The following is a 14,275-nucleotide window of genomic DNA, read 5'->3' as shown; positions in this document are numbered from 1 at the left end:
TGGTGGAGATGCCGTCAGGCCGGCAGCCCTGACCGAACTCAATGCATCGACAGCCATTCGCGGGCCGAGCGCTGTGCTTCGGCAATTTCGGCTGAGCTCATCTCGCAGGAGATTTCCTTGCGATAACGTGCGGCATCGCTGTTGCCCTTGAGCGCGGCAATGTTGAACCACTTGTGTGCCGTGACCAGATCCGTCGCGCCGTGACGGCCGCAGGCACTGTCCAGGCCCATCTGGAACAGAATATCCGCCGTGACCGGCTTTTCAGCGAAGGCGGCCATATCCGCCGAGTGCATTTCAAAACGAGCCATTGTGCTCCCCTTTCATCCTCTGTCAGACTTCCCTGATGCCTCCCGTTCCTTCTGGAACACATGCGAGGCACCTTCCCCGTGAGCGATCGGGCTGAAGACCGGAGCCGAGCCCCCGGAACAATCCAATCTAAGAAACGCAAGCTTTCGCGAAGCTTTCCCCGTCGTTTCCTGAGGGTTACTTCAACAGGAGCAGTTAAAAGGCTCGTTAAAAATCACGTTTAACGCAATCCGAACAAAGTTTTAAGCAAATCTGAAATTCATACACCGGTAAGCATAGGGTTTCGATTTTCTCTTTTAAATCAATCGCATTCTCCGAAAAATTGACAGGAGCTCGCAAGACTCTGTTCACCATGGCAACATCTCCCGAATTTTTTTGATGCCCGTCCGGTTCACAACCGGCCCTGCCCTGGAGAGAGAAAATGCGAAACGTTCCGATCGTGTTGCTGCATGGAACAAATGCCGCCCCCTGGACCATGGAACCGTTCAGACGCTTTTTCCAGGAACAGGGTTTTGACTGCCACACGCCGACCTATCGGCATCACGATCTGCCGGACGGCCCCGAGCGGACAGCGGCGCTGACCGGTGTCAGCATTTCAGACTATGTCGAGGATATTGCCGGCTTTCTGGCAACGCTGGACAAGCCGCCCATCGTCATCGGCCACTCGCTTGGCGGCCTGATTGCACAATTGCTCAATGGCCGCGGCCTGATTGCCGCCGGTGTGCTGATCAACAGCAGCATCATCAACGGCGCGGTTCCGACCACCGAGATGGAGCGTGCGCTCGGCAAGATGTTCATGTCGGCAGGCACGTTCTGGGAAATGGTGCCTGGTCAGGATTTCGACCTTTTGGCCACTTATGGCCTCAACACCATGCCTAGCGCACAACAGCACGAGATCTGTGATCGCCTGCAAACGGAATCCGGCCAGGTGCTGTTTGAGCTGTTTTTCTGGATGTATGACATCCATCAGGCGACAAAGGTCGACTTCGAACAGGCCAGGGCGCCGCTCCTGTTCCTGTCGGGGAGCGAGGACAAGGTGGTTCCGCCGACGACGGCGCGCAGCATGGCCGACCGCTATGGCGCGCAAGCCACTTTCCTCCAGTTCGGCGGCCGCTGCCACTACATGCAACTGGAAGAAGCCTGGGAGGAAATCGCTGGCGCCAGTCTGGAGTGGATTGACAGTCTGCCCAGACTCTAGCGCCCTCTCCTGCAAGACCGGACCCAAAAACTTCCCGACCTTCCCCTAGGTGACGGCTTTTCAGCGCGTTTCAATGCCGATACATTCCGTTTCCGTAAACGGAAGGCATTCAGCTTTGGGAGGAACACATGCTGAAATCTGTCCTGAACACCGCGCTGCTGGCCGCCGGTCTCGTCACCGCGTCATCGACGCTCTCAATCGCTGCAGACGCCAAGGGAGACTGGGTGCGCCCGAACGGGGCCTCTAAAATCCGCATCAGTTCATGCGGCAACTCACTTTGCGGCAAACTGATCTGGCTGCGCGAACCGCGCAACGATACCCAGAACCCGGACACATCCAAACGTGACCGCTCGCTGGTCGGCGTGCAAATCGTCCAGTCCATGAAACCGACGTCTCAGGAAAACCAGTGGAAGGGCAAGGTCTACAACGCCGAGGACGGCAAGACCTATACCGGTTTCATCAAATTGACCTCGGCCAACAAACTGAAGCTTGAGGGGTGCGTGATGGGTGGTCTGATCTGCAAGGGCGAGACCTGGACCCGGGCAAACTGATCCACACAAAAAGTGCGGGCCTTGCCAAATCCTGTCGATTTGGCCACGGCCCCGTCGCATTTGCTGGTAAAACCTTGTGGCGCATCCATCTCCAGCAATGCGGCGGGGTTTTTCGTGACCGACTTTTTTCAGTTCCGTTTTCGTCAATCCGTTTTGTCTCGCTTTCAGGCTGGCCTTCTGGCGGTGCCGCTCCTTGCAGCTGCGACAGCCAATGCGTCCGCCGCTCCGGATATCAACGGAACCTGGAAAACCCCGGCAGGCGCGCTGGTCGAGATCAAGGCTTGCGGCAACGAGCCTTGCGGCCGCATCGTCGACTTTCCGGCTCCAAAGGGATACACGGTGCAATCGACTCCGGATCTCAACAACAAGGACGAGTCCAAACGTAGCCGCAAGATCCTTGGCCTGAAGGTCCTGTGGCGACTCAAGCCGGCTTCCAACAGCTGGAAGGGCCGGGCCTATGACCCGCGGCGCGGTTTCAGTGCCAATGCGACTGTGCGCAAGACGAACGCAAACACGCTGGAGGTCCAGGGCTGTGTGCGCGTTGTTTTCAATGTTTGCGAAAAAGAGACCTGGCGGCGGGTGAAGTAGGCCAAACAGTGCCCCTTGCACCTTTGGAAATGCTGCGACCGGAGCCGGTCACATCAGCAATTTCTTGTAACCGAGATGGCTCTGGTCATAGCCGAGCCTCCGGTAGAAGTGATGCGAGCCCTCCCTCTCCTTGTTGGAGGTGAGCTGGATCATGCAGGCATTCGCTTCCGCCGCCAGACCCTCGGCATGTTCCACCATCTTCCGGCCAACGCCGGTGCCGCGCTGATCGGGACGCACATGCACGCTCTCCAGCTCCACCCGCGGGCGGCCCTTGAACGCGAGACCCTTCAGGAAATGGATCTGAAAGGTGCCGACCACCTCGCCCGTCTGATCGAGCGCCACGTAGACATCGCATTCCGGTGAGGTTCGAAGTGCGTCGAAGGCCGGTCGGTACTCCTCCCAATCATCGAATTCACGTCCCTTGCGGACGGACGTCGCGCCGGCATTGATGATGGCAACGATTGCCTGAAGGTGTTCAGGAAGCGCCTTCTTGATCGTGATCGAATGGGTCATTTCACTCGCGTTCCAGACAGCTTCCATGGCTGTCACTTTTTATTGGCAGACGGGATCATCCGGAGACAACTCCGCTAGACCCCACCAGGTCGTTCGCCAGCCCTGCGGCTTGAAGCCGTGTGGCCAGGCACCGTTGAGAAAGGTGGCAGAGCTCGGTGTGGAGCCCTTCCAGAAGGCGTTGCGATAAAATCGCTCGACGGCCGATGCCTCGGGCTTCTCGTCCCCCTCTTCCCAGACGAAAAAGCACTTGTCGCGAGGCGGCTCGGGTGACGGAATCGCCTTGGTGACCACGCGGGCGTCGGGGAAGAGAACCCGCAAATTGCCGCCGGTATAGCCGTTATCGGCAATAAGCGTCGCCTTCGCAGCCCCCAGCCCTGAAAGCGGCGATTTCAAATCCGAATAGGGCTTCATATGACGGCATTTGCCGCCGCACCAGAACCGGTCAGGAGCAACAAGGCCAGGCACACGGGCCAGAAACGCCACGGCCACAAGGGCCAGCAGAACAGCACAAAGCCAGCGCCATTGCTTCTGAAATCCGAAACGCTCCAGGTCCGCAAACAGGAAGATCGGCAGAAGCAGCATAAGGGGGTGCATGTGCCGTTCCTTGACATAGGTGGCACCGGTGAGGACGATCAGAAGCGCAGTCAAAACGATCATGGCCAGGACCGTGCGTCCGCACAGTCGGGCCACATCATTGACCGCGGATACTGCCGGCTCCCGTCGTCCGAGATAACGCGGCCAGAACAACAGCAACAAGAGCGGTACCAGGGGCACGGAGAAGCCGACAAGACCGAAAGCCAGCTTCCCAAGCCCTTCCGCAGCACGGTTCAGATGAGACGTTTGCGCCGTGACCCCCATCGTGTCGGAGACCGACGACAGGAGTTTCAATCCCTCGCTGAGGATCCACCAGGCATAGGGGCTGTAGACCAGCGCCACCGCCAGCGGCACAAGCAGAAGGCCGGCAAGGCGCAGTCGGGCGCGCCAGACCGGGTCACTCAAAGCCGCCAGCAAAAGAGCCAGAACAAAGATCGGGTAGGAGTGTTTGCCCAGAAGCCCGGCGCCGGCTGCTGCTCCAAAGAGCAGATAAAAGACCAGCTGACGCGTCTCCAGCGCCTTCAGGAAAAAGAAAGCGCTCATGGCGCAGGCCGTCGTCAGCACCACCGTGTGGGTGACACCCTCATGCAGGTTCCAGCCGAACTGGTAATAGAGCGAATAGGAAAAGGCACAGAGCGCTGCCAGGCGCGGATCGGCTATCGCCTTGCGGGCGATCAGGAACAGGAACAGGGCTGCGATCGAAATCAAGCCGTATTTGACAAATAGTGCGGCCCAGATCGTCGGGCCGAAGATCTGCTGCGCGGAAAAGAGCAGCCACTCGTAAAGCGGTGGCTGGCGCAGCATGTAACCGGGCTGGAGCGTCTGGACGAGCACGTTTTCGAACATGTCGTCCGTGCCGAGCACAGGCGTTGACAGAGCGCGCAACAGAAGATGCGACAGCCCCCAGAGCGCTACAATGGCCCATACGCCCAACGGGGTCGCGTAAAAGGGCCTGTCAGGTCTGTCCAGGGTCACGGAAGGCATTCGACTCAGCAAGTCAGATCAAAACAAAGGGTCCTGCGCCCTTTAGCGCATTTCCGCAAGGATGCCCAGCAATACGCCCTGGCGCCGGCCAGACTGTCATCGATCAATCCTCCTGAAGGTCAAGGTCACAATCATTGATTGGTCAGGAAAGGACTGCATCGCTACGCTTCGGGCCCATTCCAGATTGCGGAGTTTCCCTTGGCCCTTGATGTCCGGCCCCTCAAACCAGCGGCAAGCGGCCTCGAACAAGGCATGATCTTCATGGCCGTTGCGGTTCTGACCGCACCCATCTCCCATGCGATCGCAAAATCGCTCGGGTCGCAGATGGCACCGGGTCAGATCACCCTGGCCCGGCTCCTGGTCCAGATATTGATTCTTGCTGCCTTCTTCTCCCTCAGTGGATCCAGCAGATTGCCTGTTCCAACAGTTTCTCAGGTGTTGCGCGGCGTGCTCCTGGCCTCTGCCTCGCTGTCCTATTTCTGGGCTGTCACGCTGCTGCCACTCGCCGACGCCTCGGCCATATACTTCGTCTCGCCCTTCCTGCTGACACTGTTTGCGTCGGTGTTTCTGGGTGAAAAGCTCGGGCTGAGGCGGATAACGGCCGTTGCCGTCGGCTTTTCCGGCGCCCTTATCGTCACGCGGCCCAGCTTTGAGCAGTTTGGCGCCGCGGCTCTGCTGCCCTTTTTGTCGGCCATCTTTGTCGCAATCGTGTTTACCCTCACACGGGCCCAGAACGCCAGGGAAACGCCGCTTGCGCTGCAGTTTTGGATGTGCTGTTCAGGGGCTGTTGCGATTGTTGCCGCCATGGGCCTGGGCGCACCGCTGAACATTGCCTTTCTCGCACTCACGCCGCCCGCGCCCGTCGACTGGGCGCTGCTGATCGTTCTCGGCCTGATAGGCACAGTCACACAATTGCTGGCGACCAAGGCCATTCGGCTGGCGCCGGCAGGTGCGCTGGCACCCTTGCAGTATCTGGAAATCCTGTCGGCCAGCCTCTTGGGCTATTTTGTTTTCTCGGATGTCCCCGACCGCGCCACCCTGACCGGCATTGCGATCATCGTCGCAGCCGGGCTCTACATGTTCTACAGGGAGCGGCAGCTTTCCCGAGGCGGCGCCGGAGGACAGGAACTCTCCTGATATAGCGAGTTGACTTGTCTTATGTCGAACGATGGTCAGGACGCATTGTCAAATCGCCCAGCCGGGCAAGACGCTTGCTTTTCGCGCTTTTCCTCGCAACTCGTTGACGTCTGTTGCGCCAGTTCGATCAAATCAACGAGACCTGATCCTAGGGTCGAAAGGTCGCCAACTTAAAGGCGGCGAACGAAAAGAACAAACCCAGTGCGGCGCTGATCCAGCGCTGGCCCCTACGATAGAAACGCACGACTGTCTGGGTCGAAAACGTGAGCGCGTAGGCCATGTGTCCGAATATCGACAGAACCGTACAGAGAAAAATCAGTGTCAGACCGGACCACAATGGCGCGTCCCCTCCCAGTCCGATACCCACGATCGCCACCCAGTGCAGCGCCGCTTTCGGATTGGTCATCTGGATGGAGAACCCTTTCAATGTCAGATTGTGACCGCTTGCGACGCTGGTGGTAAGGTCCGTCCCGGCGGAGGCGGCCGACCGGAAGGCACGGAAGGCAAGCCAGAGGAGATAAGCGGCTCCGACGAATTTCAGAAGTGTAATCGCATGGGCGTAGGACGCAACCAGGGCCGTCAGCCCTGCGACGGTCAAAGATGCCCACACGCCTGCCCCAATACCTATCCCCAACGCAAGACGGCAGCCGGCAGCCCGGCCGTTTTCCATCGACGTCCCGATAACGGACAGGATATTGGGCCCGACACTGACGAAACCGGCGCAAAAGATCCCGAGCGCCAAAAGCAGGCTGGCAAGATGGTCCTGCATTCAATCTCCCTCTTGACCCGAATGCGCGGGCCGCAAGCAGAGCAGAATTGCCGGCGTCAGTCCAGAAAGGTCCACGTGTCAGCCCCATCAAAATGACGGTGGCCAATCTCTTCGATCGTCCCGGGCGCTGCAAGACGCAGATTGACGGCCATGCGGCCCTTGGCGTCGCCCTTGATGGCTTCCCAATGGGTGGTCGAGCCGCATGTCCGGCAAGTGTGGAAGGCAAGTTCCTTGTCACCGCGGGAATAGCTGAGGGTCGCTTCGGGAACCGCGGTCACGGTGATGTCGCCCGCCTCGCCGTGTCCCCAGACCGTGCCGAGACTGCGGCAGACCGAGCAATTGCACTCCACGGCGAACCGAGGCTGGATTTTCATTTCGTAGGAGACAGCACCGCAATGGCAGGCTCCGGTGATCGGCAATGTGACCGCCATGACTGTCTCCTCCAATTGTGCCGTGTTTATTCCAGGCCGATTTTCTGTTTCAGCATGTCGCTGACAGCCTGCGGATTGGCCTTGCCCTGGGACTGTTTCATCACCTGGCCGACAAACCAGCCGAGAAGGCCTGGTTTTGCTTTCGCCTGCTCAACCTTGTCCGGGTTGGCGCTGATGATCTCGTCGACAATCGCCTCGATCGCGCCGAGGTCGGTGACCTGCTTCATGCCGCGGTCTTCGACGATGGCCGCCGGATCGCCGCCCTCGGTCCAGACAATTTCAAAAAGGTCCTTGGCAATCTTGCCGGAAATGACGCCGTCCTTGATCAGATCGACGATGGAACCGAGTTGGGCCGCAGAGACCGGGCTGGTGGCAAGATCCTTGCCTTCCTTGTTGAGGCGGCCGAAGAGCTCGTTGATCACCCAGTTGGCAGCAAGCTTGGCATCGCGGCCCTTGGCCACTTGCTCGAAGAAATCGGCAGACGCCTTTTCAGCGACCAGGATGTCGGCGTCATATGCCGTCAGGCCATAGTCGCTGATGAAGCGGTTTTTCTTGTCATCCGGCAGTTCCGGCAGATGCTGGGCCAGGTCATCGACAAAATCTTGCGTGAATTCCAGCGGCAGCAGGTCGGGATCCGGGAAATAGCGATAGTCATGCGCCTCTTCCTTGGAGCGCATGGACCGGGTTTCGCCCTTGACGGCATCGAACAGCCGGGTTTCCTGGTCGATCGAACCGCCATCTTCCAGGATCGCGACCTGACGGCGCGCTTCATATTCGATCGCCTGGCCGACAAAACGGATCGAGTTGACGTTCTTGATTTCGCAGCGCGTGCCAAATTCACCGCCCGGCTTGCGGACCGACACGTTGACGTCGGCGCGCATGGAGCCCTGGTCCATGTTGCCGTCACAGGTGCCGAGATAGCGCAGGATGGTGCGCAGCTTGCCGAGATAGGCCTTGGCTTCATCCGCGGACCTGAGGTCCGGCTTGGACACGATCTCCATCAGAGCGACGCCGGACCGGTTCAGGTCGACAAAGGACATGGACGGGTGCTGGTCGTGTAGCGACTTGCCGGCGTCCTGCTCCAGGTGCAGTCGCTCGACACCGATCTCGACCTGCTCGTCCGGCATGTCCAGAAGGATCTTGCCTTCGCCGACAATCGGCTGCTTGAACTGGGAGATCTGGTAGCCCTGCGGCAGATCCGGATAGAAATAGTTCTTGCGGTCGAACACGGATTTCAGGTTGATCTCGGCCTTCAGGCCCAGGCCGGTGCGGATCGCCTGTCGCACGCATTCCTCGTTGATCACAGGCAGCATGCCGGGCATGGCCGCGTCAACGAGGCTGACATTGCCGTTGGGATCCTTGCCGAATTCGGTCGAGGCACCGGAAAAGAGCTTGGCGTCGGACGTGACCTGGGCATGGACTTCCATGCCGATCACGATTTCCCAGTCGCCGGTCGCGCCCTTGATGAATTTCTTCGGATCGGGTGTGCGTACGTCGACAATCGTCATTTTCGTCAAGAATCCTGTTCGTTCGATTTCGCGCGGAACCACAGCGAGGCAGGTTTGCTGCGGCGCGAACAATTGGCAGACTGATGACCTAGTCGGGAATTGGCCGCGCTGCAAGGGTTTCCTTGTCCGTCGGCAGCGCTTTCGCACAGTGGAACGTGCCTGGCGACAATATAAGGTGCCGATCAGGAGCGCGGTGGGTGCTGCGCCACGCCGGTGCGCATGATGAAACCGACCAGCACAGCAACGGCCTGATAAAGCTCTACCGGGATTTCCTGATCGATTTCGATCTGCGACAGGGCCTCGGCCATCATCGGGTTCTGTTCGATCGGAACGCCGGCTTCCCGCGCCAGCCGCTCGATCTGCTCGGCAACCGTTCCAGCCCCCTTTGCCGTGACAACCGGCGCACCCTCGTTCTCGTATTTGAGGGCCACCGCCAGTTTCTTGTCTGTGTCACTCTGGTTCACAGCAAACGTCCCTTCATGATTGCCGGTCGATCATGGCGCCGTAATAGGCAGCAGTCTTCGGCGGCAGGCCACGCACCAGCCGTAGTTCCTGCAGGTCGAGCCCCGCATCGGCAAAGGCGGCCTCCATGGTCTCCCGGACGGCGTTCAGATTGTCGAACGTGTCCTTGCGTTCGACCCATAGGCTGGCATAGGTGCCGCCGCCACGTAGCGAAATTGCGGCTTCCAGCGGGCCTGTGGCAGTCAGGTCGAGCGCAAATCTGAGCCGCCACGCGGGTTCGCTTTCGTCATCCGTCTGATTGCCGGCCCCGTCCCGGCCGATCTGCATCTGCATGACCGCGGTTTCCTGCCCCAGCGCGAGCGGCAGCTCCAGCACCACGTCCATGGGCTTGGCCGCCACTTGTGGCCCGCTTTCACGGGCAAGACCTGTGTTGGCAAGTTGCGTGAGCCGCAGGCGCGCAAGTGCCGCATCCGTTTCCTTGAGCAGCGCCTGCAGGTTCTGCGGGGCCGCGCCCGCCCAATATCCGCTCGCCGATTGCGGCGCCTGACCTTGAGGCGGCGTGTGGCGGGAGGGCGCGGCCGGCTGTCCCGCAGGACGCGCGATCTCCGGGCGGTGTCCAAGCTGTTGCAGCAGGGACTTTAAGGAGAGCAAGGCCGATTTCAGATCCGGAACCGCACCGCCCGAGTTTCCCGGCAGTGCCAGTTGCGCCTCCCGGAACTGGCCGGACTGGCGCACCGCCTGTTGAAAATCGCCTGCTGTCGGACCGCCGGAGAGGTTGAGCCTCAGCCCGAGGATCTGCTGCATGGCTTTGGTCACGGAGTCCGGCAGGCTCACACTTCCGGCATTTTGCGCACTCATCAGGGTGCCGATCTGCGCAAAGAGACTGGTGAGACCAGCCTGTTGTTCGCTCAATGGCTGGGTCAGCGCGCCTGCAATTTGCGCCACAGGTCCTTGACCGGAGGGCGCGGCCGGCTGGCTGGACACTTGCGTCGCAGCCCCCCGAGCGCCTGGCCGCCAAGTTGCTGATAGGGTTGCCCGGGCAGGATCCGGACTGGTGGAGCTCCCGGTTGCTGACCGAGACCACCGGTGCCTGCCGTCAGCGTCGCGAGCGCAGCATTCGAACCCGCAGCCTGGGAAACGAATTGGGCAGTGGTCGCGGTACCGGTAACCTGCGGAGCCGGGCCGGAGGACGCCGGCGCAGGAGGTGCATTTGATGGGGCAGCAGGGGGACCCGACGAAAGGGCACCAGCCGGCGCGGGGCTCTGCAAGGACGCGGGCGAGCCCGCCGTGCTCACGCCTGCTTGCCCCGACTGGACCGGCGATGTGGTTTGGATCGCAGAATTCGGCGGCGCGGGAGCCGCCTGCGGCGGCGTGCCAGGCACTGGTCCGGCGGCGGATGTCCCCGATGGAGCTGCGCCACCCGCCCCGATCGGCCCCGAGGCCGGCAGAGAACCCGGGGCTTGGCCCGGCTGCCCCGTCGCTTGAGGAGGGGTTACCGATGAAGACGGGAGAGCCCCTGTCGCCGACGCAGGCGGAGCCGATGGCTGCGGCGGCAAGCCGGATTGAGACCCGGGAACAGCCGCGGCCGGTGATGGGATCGTCGAAACAGCACCAGCCGCCACACCTGAAACAGACCCCGGCGGGGCCGTTGGCGCCGTACCGGCCAGGTTTGTCGGCGCTCCGGTTGCCACGGACGTGTTTTGTGGCGCACCGGTCTGGGTTCCACTGGAGGATATCTGTCCGCCGGCAGGTGGAGCGGCCTGCACGGTTGCAGCAGTGCCCGGCGCGTTTGGCGCAGCTGGCGCTCCTCCCACCTGCGGCGGCGTTGCGCTTGCGCCAGTCGCCTGGGGCAGGATCTGATTGGAGGTGGCAGTCGGTGTGCCGACAGAAGCAACCGGTCCGTTCAAGGACGCCGGTTGAGCCTGAACCGGAGGCGCCCCTGTTTGCTGCGGTGCGCTTGCCGGAGCAGCCTGACCTTGAGCTGGTAGCGGTGCCTGCCCGGACAGGAGCGATTGTCCTGCTGGTGTTTGCAAGAGCGGAGCCCCGGTGGACACGGGCACCTGGCCTTGCGGACTACCACCTTGAGCCAACGGCACACTGGCCGGCAGGACCTGAACCAGATGTGCCCCCGTTGGTGTGGCGGTAACAACCGGATGCGCGGCAACCGTCGGCAGGGCCGGCGCAGGCTGCGCCGACCCGCCCTGGGTCGGAGGCGCCTGAATTTGAGTGCCACCCTGGCGTTGCCCGGAGCCTGCTGGCTGCTGCGCCGGAGGGGCTGCGCCTTTGTCGGGCGTGATCAGGATGGTTGGCTGCTGCTTGCTGCCGGAAACAGTGACGGTCACCTCCGCATTGGTCGGCAAGGGGGCGGAAACGCGCAAGTCGACCTTGCCGTCGGCTGTCGCCAGCCGGACGACACCACCAGGCAGATTGCTTTCCACGCGCGCCTTCAGCTCGGTCCCCGGCTCGAGCTGGGAGGCAGCGGCACCGTTGGCAGCCCCCTGCGGCAGCGTCGACGCTCTCACTGTTTCAACCATCACACCTTCTCCGGGTGAAGGCACTTCGCCTGCAGGTCCTCAGGCCAAAGCCCAGGGTCCGGGAATCATAGGTTGTGAGTATGGCCGGTTTCTTAAAGAAATCCCAGAGTTGACACGGATCAAGGCACGCCTGCCGCCGTTGCCTCAGATTTGAGCGACAATCGGTAACAGCTTTCCGGCCCGTAACCAGACAGCAGCGCCGCAACAGCACCGAAGCTCCATATGTCAAGGAGACCGAGCTTGAATTGGATGGATCGCCTGAATGAGCGCGCCGAGTTGATGGGCAGAATGCTTGATACGATCGGTGCAATGAAACACCTGCCCACTGCGGCGCATTCAGATGCCGAAATCCGGGCCGCAGCCTTTCGCTGCATCAACTGCTCGGAAACGGAAACCTGCCGGAAATGGCTGGACGTAAATTCTGAAGGTGCCGATCAGGCGCTGGACGCCTGCCCGAACGCAGAGCTGTTCAACAGCTGGCGTTCGTAGACCAGCCTCCAGATCGCGCTCAGCCGCGCTTGCGACGCTGGCTGAGCCAAAAGGCTGCAAGCGCCACCAGAAACCCTCCGGCAAACCGGAAGGGGAACATGGCAAGAGCCCCCGCGTCCTGAGAGATCGGCTGAGGCAATTGCAGCATGCCTACAGCAGCTTCCAGGATAAGCGACAGTGCCGCCGCCGCGAAACCGGCGATCCAGAGTTTCTGCAGCCGGTCGGCACGCCAGCCAAGATAAGCGCCAATCAGCAGCGCAAACGGGTTCAAAAGACCGGACAGGCCAAGCAGATCCAGCCAAGTGTCTGAGAGCATCGTCATGGGCCTCTCATAACGTCCCCGATGTCAAAAGGCGAGGCACAATCTTACCGACCGGTTACCCATTTCCCGGACAACGCATATGATCTCTATTCAGGTTTGCAGCGCACCGAAGAACCGGCTCAATTGCCAAGGTTGCCAGCCCGCCGCTTCGCACTGCACATCAAACAACATCTACGGAAAAAGACAGAAACAGCGCACAATATTACGAAAGTTTTCGTAAGCGAAAGAACATGAATAGCTATTCATGTAAATATTTATCCCTTTACTTCCAGACAACCTGTGCTAGTTTGAAATACTAAGATTGCCGAATGACGGCATTCGTCCCGATCCCATTGCCAAGCAACAAGATTTAATTACATGGCTTTACTTTCCACGATTGAGAAAGAAGACCCAACCGTCCAAGTATTGTGTGAGACCGACCGTCGTCTTGCTATACTTTGCGGCCATTGTGGCCGGTTCCGCTACATGAGTGCAGCGCGGTATGCCGGGGACCAGAAAATTTCCGCTTTGAGCGAAACACTGAAATGTAGCGCCTGCGGCTCGAAAGACGTGAAAGCCGTCGCCGTTTCCAGAAACCCTGACAACGGTTATTGGCCGGCGGAACGCAGCTGACGTTTTTTTCGGAAAACCCAGCCTTTCCGGCGTCAAGACCTGTCCCGGCCCAAAATTCGGGGCAATTTTGCAACAGGGGCCGCGCAAAACCTGGACACTCTCAAACCCTGCCATTGTGAGGCTTCCGCTCTCGTGATAGACGCTCTCGCATCAATTGAGAGGTTTTATGCGCGGATCTAAACAGTCCCGGTAAAGCCCGGCCAAGAAGAGCCGGGATCACAACACAGCGCTGCATGCGTCTAGCTGCGGCAGCTGACCGATTGTGTTTGCACCAACCGCAACAGACAATGCCGCCATTGGCACACGTCCGGACTGCCGAACAGGCATTCGCCCCCGGAGCCGTGAATGCACAGGTGCCTGTGACTCCAGGCCGCCAATGGGGATGGACTGCAGCGGTTGATGTTCAGTCAGGCTTCTCAGCATCAATGGACATTTCCAAAGCCGAGCAGCGGGTTCTGCACCTGTTGGCTCAAGGCGGCTACATTCTCGTTGAAAAGGACGAGAACGGCCGCATCCTAAATCATGAAACCGTTACCCGGGACGGCTGGTTCTGGGGCGGGTGCACGCCGCACCTGTTTCATAAACTGAAATACAAGCGGTTGATTTCGTCGAAAAACAGCGGCCCCTATCGCATCACCCAACTCGGGTTGAAAAGGGTCCGCGCTCAACTCGACAACCGCTAGAGCATCAGACGCCGGATTCCGGAAACGGAATCCGGCTAGACAGCTTTGAACGGATTGAAAGCGGTGCCCGTCAAGCCCTCTTGTTTCATTTCATCGACGACGGTACTGGAAAGGAAGGTGCCATAGATCACGTGCTTGTCGACCCAGGCATGAGCATCGCCAATCTGTTTCAGACTGAACACAAACTCCCCGGTGCGCGGCTCAAATGCGATGCCTTTTATGAGCTGAGCTGTCGCCTGTTCCCGGTCCATCCCGTCCAGGCGAGTGCAGATATTAAAGAAGTACATCTGCCGTGCGAATGACCCGTCCTTGTAGACCAATTCGACGGGGAAAAACTGATGAACGCCCGGTTCATGGCGTTCAATGATGTCCTTGAAGGCATCGGACACCAAATACATCTCGTACGTGTATACAACATCAGGGGGGGATACCGCTTGCTTCCCCATTGTGCACGCGTTGGAACATGGTCTGGCTTGACTGCGCGACCTGCATACAGCCTACCTGCCTCAAACAAAGGATTGACTGCTCTATCAAAAGTTGTATCGACATATTCGATCTTTCTGACATCACCATCCAAAGGAGCACACCCAATCG

At 59.9% G+C, this 14,275-nt stretch carries 17 protein-coding genes; 6 read left to right on the top strand and 11 right to left on the bottom strand.

Annotated elements, in window-relative coordinates:
• Positions 1-38: 38 nt before the first annotated feature.
• A complete protein-coding gene (locus tag CHH27_RS01265) occupies positions 39-278 on the bottom strand; it encodes a hypothetical protein (RefSeq protein WP_094069963.1) in 240 nt (79 codons plus the stop codon).
• Positions 279-727: 449 nt separating this feature from the next.
• On the opposite strand from CHH27_RS01265, the gene CHH27_RS01260 reads away from it, so the two are divergent.
• From CHH27_RS01260 to CHH27_RS01250, 3 genes are all read left to right on the top strand, one after another.
• Positions 728-1,504 (top strand): alpha/beta hydrolase, encoded by a 777-nt coding sequence (locus tag CHH27_RS01260; protein WP_094069962.1) that lies wholly within the window; start codon positions 728-730, stop codon positions 1,502-1,504.
• 128 nt (positions 1,505-1,632) lie between these two features.
• Positions 1,633-2,055, top strand: coding sequence for a DUF2147 domain-containing protein (locus tag CHH27_RS01255; protein WP_094069961.1), 423 nt, complete (start codon positions 1,633-1,635; stop codon positions 2,053-2,055).
• 114 nt (positions 2,056-2,169) lie between these two features.
• Positions 2,170-2,643 carry a DUF2147 domain-containing protein gene (locus CHH27_RS01250; protein WP_094074448.1) on the top strand — a complete coding sequence of 158 codons (474 nt, stop codon included), beginning with the start codon at positions 2,170-2,172 and terminating at the stop codon, positions 2,641-2,643.
• A 48-nt stretch (positions 2,644-2,691) separates the two neighbouring features.
• On the opposite strand, the gene CHH27_RS01245 is transcribed toward CHH27_RS01250, so the two are convergent.
• Both CHH27_RS01245 and CHH27_RS01240 read right to left on the bottom strand, forming a co-directional pair.
• The gene (locus CHH27_RS01245) at positions 2,692-3,183 is read right to left on the bottom strand and encodes a GNAT family N-acetyltransferase (RefSeq protein ID WP_208988417.1); all 492 of its coding nucleotides are present in this window, start codon (positions 3,181-3,183) and stop codon (positions 2,692-2,694) included.
• A gap of 12 nt (positions 3,184-3,195) precedes the next feature.
• On the bottom strand, positions 3,196-4,725 hold the full coding sequence (locus CHH27_RS01240; RefSeq protein WP_208988416.1) for a glycosyltransferase family 39 protein: 1,530 nt from the start codon (positions 4,723-4,725) through the stop codon (positions 3,196-3,198).
• A gap of 207 nt (positions 4,726-4,932) precedes the next feature.
• Here CHH27_RS01240 and CHH27_RS01235 point away from each other — a divergent pair, with 207 nt between their 5' ends.
• Entirely contained in the window at positions 4,933-5,871 is a 939-nt protein-coding gene (locus CHH27_RS01235; RefSeq protein ID WP_094069959.1) for a DMT family transporter, read from the top strand.
• 148 nt (positions 5,872-6,019) lie between these two features.
• On the opposite strand, the gene CHH27_RS01230 is transcribed toward CHH27_RS01235, so the two are convergent.
• The 6 genes from CHH27_RS01230 to CHH27_RS27510 all read right to left on the bottom strand — a co-directional run bounded on the left by CHH27_RS01230 (position 6,020) and on the right by CHH27_RS27510 (position 11,575).
• Positions 6,020-6,640: a LysE family translocator gene (locus CHH27_RS01230; RefSeq protein ID WP_094069958.1), complete on the bottom strand. Its 621-nt coding sequence runs from the start codon at positions 6,638-6,640 to the stop codon at positions 6,020-6,022.
• A gap of 56 nt (positions 6,641-6,696) precedes the next feature.
• Complete coding sequence (locus CHH27_RS28040; RefSeq protein ID WP_094069957.1) at positions 6,697-7,071, bottom strand: GFA family protein; 375 nt, start codon at positions 7,069-7,071, stop codon at positions 6,697-6,699.
• Positions 7,072-7,097: 26 nt separating this feature from the next.
• Positions 7,098-8,579: an Asp-tRNA(Asn)/Glu-tRNA(Gln) amidotransferase subunit GatB gene (gatB, locus tag CHH27_RS01220; RefSeq protein ID WP_094074446.1), complete on the bottom strand. Its 1,482-nt coding sequence runs from the start codon at positions 8,577-8,579 to the stop codon at positions 7,098-7,100.
• A gap of 182 nt (positions 8,580-8,761) precedes the next feature.
• Positions 8,762-9,043 (bottom strand): EscU/YscU/HrcU family type III secretion system export apparatus switch protein, encoded by a 282-nt coding sequence (locus CHH27_RS01215; protein ID WP_094069956.1) that lies wholly within the window; start codon positions 9,041-9,043, stop codon positions 8,762-8,764.
• Positions 9,044-9,056: 13 nt separating this feature from the next.
• A complete protein-coding gene (locus CHH27_RS01210; protein ID WP_157738639.1) occupies positions 9,057-9,986 on the bottom strand; it encodes a flagellar hook-length control protein FliK in 930 nt (309 codons plus the stop codon).
• Complete coding sequence (locus CHH27_RS27510) at positions 9,962-11,575, bottom strand: hypothetical protein (RefSeq protein ID WP_157738638.1); 1,614 nt, start codon at positions 11,573-11,575, stop codon at positions 9,962-9,964. The genes CHH27_RS01210 and CHH27_RS27510 overlap by 25 nt, the downstream gene beginning before the upstream one ends.
• Before the next feature lie 249 nt (positions 11,576-11,824).
• On the opposite strand from CHH27_RS27510, the gene CHH27_RS01195 reads away from it, so the two are divergent.
• The gene (locus tag CHH27_RS01195; protein WP_094069952.1) at positions 11,825-12,064 is read left to right on the top strand and encodes a DUF6455 family protein; all 240 of its coding nucleotides are present in this window, start codon (positions 11,825-11,827) and stop codon (positions 12,062-12,064) included.
• 19 nt (positions 12,065-12,083) lie between these two features.
• Here the strand turns inward: CHH27_RS01195 and CHH27_RS01190 are convergent, their stop codons facing one another.
• On the bottom strand, positions 12,084-12,386 hold the full coding sequence (locus tag CHH27_RS01190; protein ID WP_094069951.1) for a phosphatidylglycerophosphatase: 303 nt from the start codon (positions 12,384-12,386) through the stop codon (positions 12,084-12,086).
• A gap of 1,037 nt (positions 12,387-13,423) precedes the next feature.
• Here CHH27_RS01190 and CHH27_RS01185 point away from each other — a divergent pair.
• Positions 13,424-13,681 carry a YjhX family toxin gene (locus CHH27_RS01185; RefSeq protein WP_094069950.1) on the top strand — a complete coding sequence of 86 codons (258 nt, stop codon included), beginning with the start codon at positions 13,424-13,426 and terminating at the stop codon, positions 13,679-13,681.
• Positions 13,682-13,716: 35 nt separating this feature from the next.
• Here CHH27_RS01185 and CHH27_RS01180 read toward each other — a convergent pair whose 3' ends face one another.
• Positions 13,717-14,127, bottom strand: a complete 411-nt coding sequence (locus tag CHH27_RS01180; RefSeq protein WP_157738637.1) for an imm11 family protein — start codon at positions 14,125-14,127, stop codon at positions 13,717-13,719.
• Positions 14,128-14,275 lie beyond the last annotated feature (148 nt).

Source organism: Labrenzia sp. VG12, from assembly GCF_002237595.1.
Taxonomy (GTDB): domain Bacteria; phylum Pseudomonadota; class Alphaproteobacteria; order Rhizobiales; family Stappiaceae; genus Roseibium.
Note: the sequence above shows the minus strand (reverse complement) of the source record. Positions and strands in the feature narration are given on the sequence as shown.

Excerpts from the sequence above, each read along its gene's own strand:
- CHH27_RS01195 (WP_094069952.1), top strand. The coding sequence starts at position 11,825 with ATGGATCGCCTGAATGAGCGCGCCGAGTTGATGGGCAGAATGCTTGAT.
- CHH27_RS01265 (WP_094069963.1), bottom strand. The coding sequence starts at position 278 with ATGGCCGCCTTCGCTGAAAAGCCGGTCACGGCGGATATTCTGTTCCAG.
- CHH27_RS27510 (WP_157738638.1), bottom strand. The coding sequence starts at position 11,575 with ATGGTTGAAACAGTGAGAGCGTCGACGCTGCCGCAGGGGGCTGCCAAC.
- CHH27_RS28040 (WP_094069957.1), bottom strand. The coding sequence starts at position 7,071 with ATGGCGGTCACATTGCCGATCACCGGAGCCTGCCATTGCGGTGCTGTC.
- CHH27_RS01190 (WP_094069951.1), bottom strand. The coding sequence starts at position 12,386 with ATGACGATGCTCTCAGACACTTGGCTGGATCTGCTTGGCCTGTCCGGT.
- CHH27_RS01245 (WP_208988417.1), bottom strand. The coding sequence starts at position 3,183 with ATGGAAGCTGTCTGGAACGCGAGTGAAATGACCCATTCGATCACGATC.
- CHH27_RS01260 (WP_094069962.1), top strand. The coding sequence starts at position 728 with ATGCGAAACGTTCCGATCGTGTTGCTGCATGGAACAAATGCCGCCCCC.
- CHH27_RS01255 (WP_094069961.1), top strand. The coding sequence starts at position 1,633 with ATGCTGAAATCTGTCCTGAACACCGCGCTGCTGGCCGCCGGTCTCGTC.
- CHH27_RS01185 (WP_094069950.1), top strand. The coding sequence starts at position 13,424 with ATGGACATTTCCAAAGCCGAGCAGCGGGTTCTGCACCTGTTGGCTCAA.
- CHH27_RS01180 (WP_157738637.1), bottom strand. The coding sequence starts at position 14,127 with ATGGGGAAGCAAGCGGTATCCCCCCCTGATGTTGTATACACGTACGAG.
- gatB (WP_094074446.1), bottom strand. The coding sequence starts at position 8,579 with ATGACGATTGTCGACGTACGCACACCCGATCCGAAGAAATTCATCAAG.
- CHH27_RS01230 (WP_094069958.1), bottom strand. The coding sequence starts at position 6,640 with ATGCAGGACCATCTTGCCAGCCTGCTTTTGGCGCTCGGGATCTTTTGC.